Below are 6311 nucleotides of genomic sequence, written 5' to 3'. Positions count from 1 at the left end.
TTCAATCCTCTGCTCTACCAACTGAGCTACCAGGCCAAGAGAGGCATGATTATAGCCAGCGATTTTCAGTTGCGCAAGTGTCCGCGATCGTTTTCTTGAATCACGGTCCTGGCGTGGCCGGCCGAAGGGGTTGACGGCGCCGCCGATTGCCACACCAGGACGCTCGGGATTGGGCGGCGCAACATTGGCATATCGCTATAATGCCCCCATGACCACGCCCACCACCACCACTACCCGGTCCGACGTCTGCATCGTCGGCAATGGCGCCATCGCCAAGACCGCCGCGCTCGGCTTCGCCCAGGCCGGCCACAGCGTCACGCTGCTGGCGCCGCCCGCGCGCAAGGCGCCGGACAGCGCGACGGCGACGGCGGCCGAGCGTCCCTGGGACGTGCGGGTGTACGCGCTCAACCATACGGCGCACGACCTGCTGGCTTCGCTCAAGGTGTGGGGCGCGCTCGACCTGGCGCGGGTGGCGGCGGTGGACGCGATGGACGTCAATGGCGATGGCGAGGGCGGCGGCAAGCTCGGCTTCGACGCCTTCGGCGCCCGGGTCGGCACCCTGGCCTGGATCGTCGAGGACTCCAACCTGAACGGCGCGCTCGACGCGGCCCTGAAGTTCGCCCACAACGTGCACCAGGTCAGCGGCATCGCCTGCGAACTGAGCTGCAGCGAAGCGGGAGCGGCAGTGCGTCTGGAAGACGGCCGCCGGCTGGAATGCGAACTGCTGGTCGGCGCCGACGGCCGCGAATCGTGGGTGCGCGGGCAGTGCGACATCGGCGTCGACTACCGCCAGTACCACCAGCGCGCCATCGTTACCAACTTCGCCTGCGACAAGCCGCACCACGGCGTCGCGTACCAGTGGTTCACCTGCAGCGACGGCATCATCGCGCTGCTGCCGCTGCCGGGCAACCGCGTGTCGCTGGTATGGTCGGCGCCCGAGACCCTGGCCGACACCCTGATGGACGAATCGCTGGGCGAACTGGCGATCCGCCTCGGCGAATATGCCGACGACAAGCTGGGCACGCTGCGCCCGCTGCAGCCGGAAGCGGTGGCGGCGGTGCCGCTGGCGCTGATCAAGCCGCACGCCATCGTGGCGCCGCGCGTGGCGCTGGTGGGCGACGCCGCCCACGCCGTGCATCCGCTGGCCGGCCACGGCATGAACCTGGGCTTCGGCGACGTGGTCGACCTGTTGACGGCGGTGCGCGAGCGCGAACAGCGGCGCGCGATCGGCGACGAACGGGTGCTGGCGCGCTATGCGCGCAAGCGCAAGGAAGACGTGCTCATGATGCAACTGGCCACCGACGGGCTGGAGCGCCTGTTCGGCGCCAACCTGGAGCCGCTGCGCGTGGCGCGCAATTTCGGATTAAACTTGCTCGATAAGATGCCAGCGCTGAAGCGGCGCCTGATGGCGCACGCGATGGGCAAGGCGTGAATCGAGCCGCACCGGTCGCCACGACCGGGCTGCCCTACTGAGGATTTTCAAGCATGGTCAAAATGAAGCTCGCCGTCTTGCTGGCGACGGCGCTGCTGGCGTCCTGCGTCGATGCGCAGAACACGGTCGAAGCAAACATCAAGAAGGCGCTCGAGCCGCGCCTGGGCGGCGCCACGATCGAGTCGGTCAAGGAAACGCCGTACGGCGGCCTGTACGAAGTGCGCGTGTCGGGCGACATCCTGTACACCGACAAGAAGGGCGAATTCCTGGTCATCGGCCAGGTGTACGACGTGAAAAGCTCGCGCAACCTGACGCGCGAACGCCTGGACGACATCAACAAGATCAAGTTCAGCGACCTGCCGCTGTCGATGGCGCTCAAGCAGGTCAAGGGCAACGGCAAGCGCGTGATCGCGGTGTTCGAGGATCCGAACTGCGGCTACTGCAAGCGCCTGCGCCAGACCACGCTCAAGGAAATCGACAACGTCACCATCTACACCTTCATGTACAACATCCTCTCGGAGGATTCGTTCGTCAAGTCGAAGAACGTGTGGTGCGCGCCGAACCGCAACAAGGCCTGGGACGACTGGATGATCAACGGGAAGGTGCCGCCGGCCGCGCCAGGCTCGTGCGAATCGCCCAACGACAAGATCGTGGAACTGGGCCGCAAGATGAACATCACCGGCACCCCGGCGATCTTCTTCACCGACGGCTCGCGCATCCCGGGCGCGATCGACCTCAAGTCGCTGGAAGCCAAGCTGTCTTCGCTCGAAGCGAAGTAAGACCGGCGCACCAGTGAGCGGCGCCGCGTTTCCCATCACCGGCATCCTGCTCGCGGCCGGGCGCGGACGGCGTTTCGATCCGCAAGGCCGGCGCAACAAGCTGCTGCAGCCGCTGCCCGGCGGCGACCCGGTGGTGGTGGCCAGCGCGCGCCTGCTGCTGGCGGCGTGCGCGCGGGTGGTGGCGGTGGTTCCCCCGGACGATGGCGGCGTGGCCGAAGCGCTGCGCGCGCTCGGCTGCGAGGTCACGACGTGTCCCGATGCCGACGCCGGCATGGGGCTGTCGCTGGCGCATGCGGTTTCTCACTCTCTTCATCTCGATCCGGCGCCGGAGCAGGGGTGGCTGGTGGCGCTGGGCGACATGCCGTTCGTTGATCCATCGACGCTGCGCCTGCTGGCCGCTGCCATCGGCGAGGGCGCCGACATCGCGGCGCCGCTGTTCGAGGGCCGGCGCGGCAATCCGGTGGCGTTCGGCGCGGTTCATCGCGACGCACTGCTGGCGCTGGACGGCGACCAGGGCGCGCGGCGCCTGCTGGCCAGCCATCCCGTGACCGCGATCGACGTGCATGATTCCGGCATCCTGCGCGACATCGACGCGCCGGGCGACCTGCCGGCTTGAGGCGCTCGCGCTGCTCGCATCCCTCCCGTTTTGCTGTGAGGGATCGAATCCGTTTACACTAAGGGCAATTCGGCGCGTCCCGAGAAGACATCAGAACATCATGAAAAAGCCATCGCAGAAAAAGCAGCCCGCCATCCGCTACACCATCGTTCCCAAGGACCTGGCCGGTCACCTGTTCAACGTCACCGTGACGGTGGCCCGTCCCGACCCCGACGGCCAGGTGTTCGCGCTGCCGGCCTGGATCCCGGGCAGCTACATGATCCGCGAGTTCGCGCGCAACATCGTGCGCATCCGCGCCGAGGCCGATGGCGCGGCGGTTGCATTGACGAAGCTGGACAAGCACTCCTGGCGCGCCGCGCCGTGCGCCGGCCCGCTCACGCTGCACTACGAGGTGTACGCCTGGGACCTGTCGGTGCGCGCCGCCCACCTCGACCAGACCCACGGCTTCTTCAACGGCACCAGCGTGTTCCTGCGCGTGGTGGGGCAAGAGGATGTCGTGCACGGCGTCGAGATCCAGCGCCCGGCCGATCCGGCTGCAAAAACCTGGCGCGTGGCCACTGCAATGCCGGAAGCCGGCGCCAAGCGCTATGGCTTCGGCCTGTACGCCGCCGCCAATTACGATGAGCTGATCGACCACCCGGTCGAGATGGGCGACTTCGCGCTGGCCAGCTTCACCGCGCACGGCATCGTCCACGACATCGTGATCACCGGCCGCGTGCCGAACCTGGACATGGCGCGCCTGCAGGCCGACCTGAAAGCGATCTGCGAAACCCAGATCGCGTTCTTCGAACCGCAAACCAGGCGCGCGCCGCTGGATCGTTACGTGTTCATGACGATGGCGGTGGGCGACGGCTACGGCGGCCTGGAACACCGCGCCTCGACCGCGCTGATCGCGGCGCGCGCCGACCTGCCCAGCACCGCCACCTTGAGGGGCGCCGAGCCGGGCGAAGGCTACCTGCGCTTCCTCGGCCTGTGCAGCCACGAGTACTTCCATACCTGGAACGTCAAGCGCATCAAGCCGGCCGTGTTCGCGCCATATGACCTGCAGACCGAAAACTACACGCCGCTGCTGTGGCTCTTCGAAGGCTTCACCAGCTACTACGACGACCTGATGCTGGTGCGCGCCGGGATCATCGGCGAGGCGACCTACTTCAAGCTGCTGGCCAAGACCGTCGGCGGCGTGCTGCGCGGCAGCGGGCGCCTGAAGCAGAGCGTGGCCGATTCCAGCTTCGACGCCTGGAGCAAGTACTACCGCCAGGACGAGAACTCGCCGAACGCGATCATCAGCTACTACACCAAGGGTTCGCTGATCGCGCTGGCGTTCGACCTGACCATCCGCGCTAAGACGAATGGCGCCAAATCGCTCGACGACGTGATGCTGGCGCTGTGGGAGCGCTATGGGCGCGACTTCTACAACGGCGCCGGCCGCGGCGTGACCGATGCCGAGGTCGAAGCGCTGTTCGATGAGGTCAGCGGCCTGAAACTCAAGGCCCTGTTCGAGCGCTGGGTGCGCGGCACCGACGACCTGCCGCTGGCCAAGCTGTTCGCGCCGCTGGGCGTCAAGCTGGTAGAGGAACGCAAGGGCGGCAAGCCGTCACTGGATGCCGGCATCGGCCGCGACACGCTCGGCGCCAAGCTGACCCAGGTCCACGAGGGCGGGGCGGCGCATCAGGCCGGCCTGTCGGCGCACGATGTGATCATCGCGATCGACGGCCTGCGCGTGAACGGCAATCCGTCGAATGTCGACACGCTGCTGGGGCGTTATCGCGTGGGCGACAAGGTAGCCGTGCACGCGTTCCGGCGCGATGAATTGATGACGTTCGACGTCACGCTGCAGGGCGACCGGGTGCCGGCGATTACCCTGTCGCCGGCGGTGGCCGGACGCAAGTCGGTGACCATCAAGCGGCCAAGCGCGGTGTAAGCCGGCCGGGATATTCGAACGTGCGTTGAACGCGTCGGCGGGAGACCCGCCAACCCTACGTGGGATGGCATATCGACCGACGTCACCGTAGGGTTGGCGGGTCCCCCGCCGACGCGTTCAACCACCGTCCGCACGCCCCTTCAACATGCTATCGTTGTGACATCCACATCACAACGACAAGAGGCCCCCGTTGAAGCTCACCCGCATCGCCACCGCCGCACTGTTCGCACTCGCCTCCACCTCCGTATTGGCCCAGCAGGCCGCTCCGCTCAAGAACGACGTCTTCACCCGCGTCGACGCCATGTACCCCTGGCTCGACACCATCTACAAAGACCTGCACGCCCATCCCGAGATCGCCTTCCAGGAAACCCGCACCGCCGGCAAGCTGGCGGCCGAGATGCGCAAACTCGGCTTCACCGTGACCGAGAAGGTCGGCAAGACCGGCATCGTCGCGGTGCTGAAGAACGGCGCCGGCCCGACGGTCCTGGTGCGCACCGACATGGACGGCCTGCCGATGGAAGAAAAGACCGGCCTGCCGTACGCCAGCCGCGCCCGCGCAATGAGCGAAGGGCGCGACACGTTTGTCACCCACAGCTGCGGCCACGACATCCACATGTCGAGCTGGCTGGGCGCCGCGCGCACGCTGGTCGAACTCAAGTCTCAGTGGAAGGGCACCCTGGTCTTCATCGGCCAGCCGGCCGAGGAAATCGTCTCCGGCGCCAGGGCCATGCTGGACGACGGCCTGTTCAAGCGCTTCCCGAAACCGGACTACGCGTTCGCCCTGCATTCCTGGCCGCTGGCCTACGGCACGGTGGGCTTCAACGACGGCCCGGTGTCGTCGAATTCGGACTCGCTCGAGATCGTGTTCAAGGGCCGCGGCGGCCACGGTTCGGCGCCCGATAAAACGGTCGACCCGATCGCGATCGCGGCGCGCTTCGTGGTGGACGTGCAGACGGTGGTCAGCCGCGAGAAGGATCCGAAGGAATTCGGCGTGGTGACGGTGGGCGCGATCCAGGGCGGCACGGTGGGCAACATCATCCCCGACAGCGTGCAGGTGCGCGGCACCATCCGCTCGTACAGCCCGCAGGTGCGCGCCAGGCTGCTGGACGGCGTGCGCCGCGTGGCAGAAGGCGCGGCGGCGATGGCCGGGGCGCCGAAGCCCGACATGGTGATCGGCGGCGGCGGCCAGGCGATCGTCAACAGCACCGAACTGGTGAACAAGACCGAGGTGGTGTTCAAGGAGGCGTTCGGCGCCGACAAGGCGGTGCGCATGCCGGCGATGACGGCCAGCGAGGACTTTTCGCTGTATGCGAATGAGGGCGTGCCGTCGATGTTCTTCTTCACCGGCGTGTACGACCCGAAAGACGTCGCCGCCGCCGAGCGCGAAGGCGGCAAGCCGATCGCCTTCAATCATTCGCCGTTCTACGCGCCGGTGCCGGAACCGTCGATCAAGACGTCGGCCAAGGCGATGACGCTGGCCGTGCTGAACGTATTAGGCAAATAAACGTAGGGTGGACGGGTTTGTTTGGCACAGAGACATGGGTGACACATGTCTAGGGACAT

General features: G+C 66.9%; 5 protein-coding genes. All 5 read left to right on the top strand.

Annotated features, from left to right (window positions below; all coding sequences use genetic code 11):
• Positions 1-208: 208 nt before the first annotated feature.
• The 5 genes from QPK27_RS24980 (at position 209) to QPK27_RS24960 (ending at position 6252) form a co-directional block, all read left to right on the top strand.
• On the top strand, positions 209-1432 hold the full coding sequence (locus QPK27_RS24980; RefSeq protein ID WP_290420856.1) for an FAD-dependent monooxygenase: 1224 nt from the start codon (positions 209-211) through the stop codon (positions 1430-1432).
• Positions 1433-1485: 53 nt separating this feature from the next.
• Entirely contained in the window at positions 1486-2211 is a 726-nt protein-coding gene (locus QPK27_RS24975; protein WP_290420855.1) for a DsbC family protein, read from the top strand.
• A gap of 13 nt (positions 2212-2224) precedes the next feature.
• Complete coding sequence (locus QPK27_RS24970; protein ID WP_290420854.1) at positions 2225-2827, top strand: nucleotidyltransferase family protein; 603 nt, start codon at positions 2225-2227, stop codon at positions 2825-2827.
• A gap of 100 nt (positions 2828-2927) precedes the next feature.
• On the top strand, positions 2928-4748 hold the full coding sequence (locus tag QPK27_RS24965) for a M61 family metallopeptidase (RefSeq protein WP_290420853.1): 1821 nt from the start codon (positions 2928-2930) through the stop codon (positions 4746-4748).
• A gap of 190 nt (positions 4749-4938) precedes the next feature.
• Positions 4939-6252 (top strand): amidohydrolase, encoded by a 1314-nt coding sequence (locus tag QPK27_RS24960; RefSeq protein WP_290420852.1) that lies wholly within the window; start codon positions 4939-4941, stop codon positions 6250-6252.
• Positions 6253-6311: the final 59 nt, after the last annotated feature.

Source organism: Massilia sp. YIM B02443 (assembly GCF_030411955.1).
GTDB lineage: Bacteria > Pseudomonadota > Gammaproteobacteria > Burkholderiales > Burkholderiaceae_D > Telluria.
The sequence above is the reverse complement of the archived record's forward strand: the minus strand, read 5'-3'. Positions and strand labels throughout refer to the sequence as shown.

Bases quoted from the DNA above. Each gene is read 5' to 3' on its own strand.
- QPK27_RS24980 (WP_290420856.1), top strand. From the start codon at position 209: ATGACCACGCCCACCACCACCACTACCCGGTCCGACGTCTGCATCGTC.
- QPK27_RS24965 (WP_290420853.1), top strand. From the start codon at position 2,928: ATGAAAAAGCCATCGCAGAAAAAGCAGCCCGCCATCCGCTACACCATC.
- QPK27_RS24975 (WP_290420855.1), top strand. From the start codon at position 1,486: ATGGTCAAAATGAAGCTCGCCGTCTTGCTGGCGACGGCGCTGCTGGCG.